The sequence below is a fragment of the Bacteroides sp. genome (genome assembly GCA_036351255.1).
GTDB lineage: Bacteria > Bacteroidota > Bacteroidia > Bacteroidales > UBA7960 > UBA7960.
Map to the genome: position 1 here is coordinate 1 of JAZBOS010000020.1, position 2,990 is coordinate 2,990.

General features: G+C 52.0%; 3 protein-coding genes. 2 read left to right on the forward strand and 1 reads right to left on the reverse strand.

Annotated elements, in window-relative coordinates; translation table 11 throughout:
- Positions 1-1,011, reverse strand: a 1,011-nt coding sequence (locus V2I46_01680; GenBank protein MEE4176198.1) for a nucleotidyltransferase family protein, incomplete at its 3' end; no start/stop codon positions are given.
- 255 nt (positions 1,012-1,266) lie between these two features.
- Between V2I46_01680 and udk the strand changes: the two genes are divergently transcribed.
- Positions 1,267-1,899 carry a uridine kinase gene (gene udk, locus V2I46_01685; GenBank protein ID MEE4176199.1) on the forward strand — a complete coding sequence of 211 codons (633 nt, stop codon included), beginning with the start codon at positions 1,267-1,269 and terminating at the stop codon, positions 1,897-1,899.
- 8 nt (positions 1,900-1,907) lie between these two features.
- On the forward strand, positions 1,908-2,729 hold the full coding sequence (locus V2I46_01690) for a histidinol-phosphatase (protein MEE4176200.1): 822 nt from the start codon (positions 1,908-1,910) through the stop codon (positions 2,727-2,729).
- Positions 2,730-2,990 lie beyond the last annotated feature (261 nt).

Sequence of the window (2,990 nt, forward strand, 5' to 3'; positions counted from 1 at the left end):
CAGGGGTTTGGCGCCGCTGATCCAGAGGGAGCGCCAGGCATAGCTGATGATCCGGCATTTGTAGCACAGGCCGGGGAAGGCGGTAAGCACGAAGCGGAAGTAGCGCCAAAGGCCGGGCAGGTTGTGCCACTCTCCTTCCTCGTCGGATGCGATCTTTTCAAGGGCGGTTTTTACCAGGAAGGGCTTGGTTTTGGGGGGGCCTGGCAAGGGATACCAGGCATCGAACCAGTGCTTGACGACCTCGTTGTAAAGGCCAAGGAGGCGCTGGGCGCGGAAGGTTTCAACCAGGAGGATGAAGCGCTGGGGGTCGAACAATTTCTGGCGGGCGATCTCGTGGACGTCCACCAGCCATTTGAGGCGCCTCCAGCCGTGCATCCCGCCGTGGATGAGCAGGAACAGCAGGTCGAGCTCGCGGTTCAGTACCTGGAAAGAGCGGCCGTGAAGGGTAATGGTATCGAGGTTTTTGCTGACGATCCTGCTCATTTCCCCGTGGGTCAGGACGGGATAGTATAGCAGGCGCCAGTGCAGCTCCACATCGAGCCCGGACTTGGGGTTCTCCAGGGCGAACTGGTTGCGCAGCCGCATCAGTTTTTGCGCTTTCAAGGGTTCAGCAGGCCAGGGATAGAGGGCCGGGCGGTATCCAATCTCTTGCAGCAAACGAATGGCTTTCTCCATATCCCCGGGTTTGACTAGCAAATCAGCATCGCCGGTGAAGCGAAAACTGGGGTCGCCATAGAGCTTCTGCGAAAGCACAAAACCTTTGAGGGGAATGAAGCCGATGCCCGCCTCCCGAAGCGCATCGGTCACCTCCAGAAAGGACTTCAGTTTCTTCAGCGTCAGGGCCTTATCACCAGGCAACTCAGCCGCTTCCTGCTCCCCCAGGAAGACATCGATCTGCTCCTGGCTGAGCTGATGACGGTAATTGAGCTGATGGCGGCTGAGGTGATGAATCATGGAGTAAAGATAAGAAAATGGCATGGGAAGCGGGGGAAGTGTTGTCAAAGTTGTCATTGTTGTCTATGTTAAGATCAAAAGGTTTCAGGTCCCTGGACTGGTAAGCTAATCAGGGGTTTCCGGGTATTTCAAAAATCTAAATTCGTTAAACCCTACTGAAGGCAGGCAGGCTTATTCCAAAATCAAATAAACTTTCTCAACCTTAACCTAAACCTCAACCTTAACCTTGAGCTCCATGCTCCGCGCCCCTTGCTTTTTTCTTCCTTCCTTACCGAGATTTGCTTATTTTTACCCTTGAAAAACAACAACATTATGCTGATCATAGGAATTGCAGGGGGATCGGGCTCGGGGAAGAGCACGGTGGTAAAGAAGGTGGTAAAGCGCCTGCCGAAGGACAGCGTTTCGGTAATCTACCAGGACGCCTATTACAAGGATAATGGGCATTTGAGTCCAGAGGAGCGGGCCAAAATCAACTTCGACCATCCCAGTGCCATCGAGTTTAACCTGCTGGTGAAACATATGGATATGCTGCGCGAGGGCAAGGAAGTGCCGATGCCCATTTATTCTTACCTGACTTGCGCGCGGGCAAAAGAGACAGTGCCCGTGCCGGCACGAGAGGTAGTGATCCTTGAGGGCATCCTGACCCTGCAGAACCCGCGGCTGAGAGACCGTATGGACATCAAGATCTTTGTGGATGCTGACGCCGATGACCGCCTGATGCGCATCATCTATCGCGACATCCAGGAGAGGGGGCGCTCGTTTATCGACGTGCTGGAACATTACGAGCGCTTCGTAAAGCCAATGCACCTGCAGTTTATTGAGCCCAGCAAGCGCTATGCCGACATCATCGTACCCCAGGGTGGAGAGAACATCGTGGCAATCGACATCATCACCTCAATGATTAAGATGACGCAAAACGCCAAAGAGACGGGCAAATCTGTTTAAACTTCAAAATGATCCGTTACAACTTTCATACGCATTCGCATTTCGATGACGGCCGCGAACCCCTGGAGGCCTATGTGCTTGCGGCTATCGAAAACGGGCTGGAGGCCTTTGGTTTTTCGGCCCACGCACCTCTGCCTCTCAATACCGCCTGGGCACTTCCCGCAAAGGATTTCCCGGAATATGTGGCCGGGGCAAAAAAGCTGAAAGAAGCCTATAAGGAACAGATCAGACTATACCTGGGACTGGAAATCGACTACATCCCGGGAATTTCGGAGGATTTTGGGGGCTGGATGCAGAACACCCCGCTGGATTATTGCATAGGCTCGGTGCACCTGGTGAAGCCCGGGGCTGGAGATGCCATCTGGTTTATTGACGGTCCCGCCGAAGGGTATTTCAAAGGAATCGAGCAGGTGTTCGGGGGCGATGCCCGCAAGGCGGTAACGGCCTTTTTCGAACAAAGCATTGCCATGGTACTTACCCAGCCGCTAAATATTATTGGTCATCTGGATAAGGCGAAGATGCACAACAAGGAAAAGCTGTTCAGCACCTCTGAAGGCTGGTACCAGGCGCTGGTGGACAGGCTGCTGAAGGCCATCAAAGAAAAAGGGGTTATTGTTGAACTCAATACCCGCGGGATATACAGCGGCAAGAGCAAGGAGTACTTCCCCTCCCCTGTCGTCCTGGAAAAATGCCTCCACTGGGATATTCCCGTAATGGTCAATACTGACGCCCATCATCCTGAGCAGATCCTGAATCATTTCGAGGAAGGGATTAAGCACCTGAAAGACATCGGCTTTAAGAAAATGAAGACGCCGTTTTTTGAAGTATAAAAGGGTTGTCGTTGTTAAGATCAAGGATCCAATGGTGTCGGGGTTTGGATATCAGGGTTTGGGTATCAGGGCTTGTCCGTTAATCAGCAATTTTGGGGCACCTTTTAAATCAAAAAGCCTTTCTCAACCTCAACCTGAACCTAGGCCTTAACTTTAAACCTTGAACCAGGAACTATGAATATTTAACCTGGCTCTTTCTCAACTCCTGATCAAAAAGGGCTAGGGATAACTTCAATCTTTTTTACCTTTGCATTTTAATAC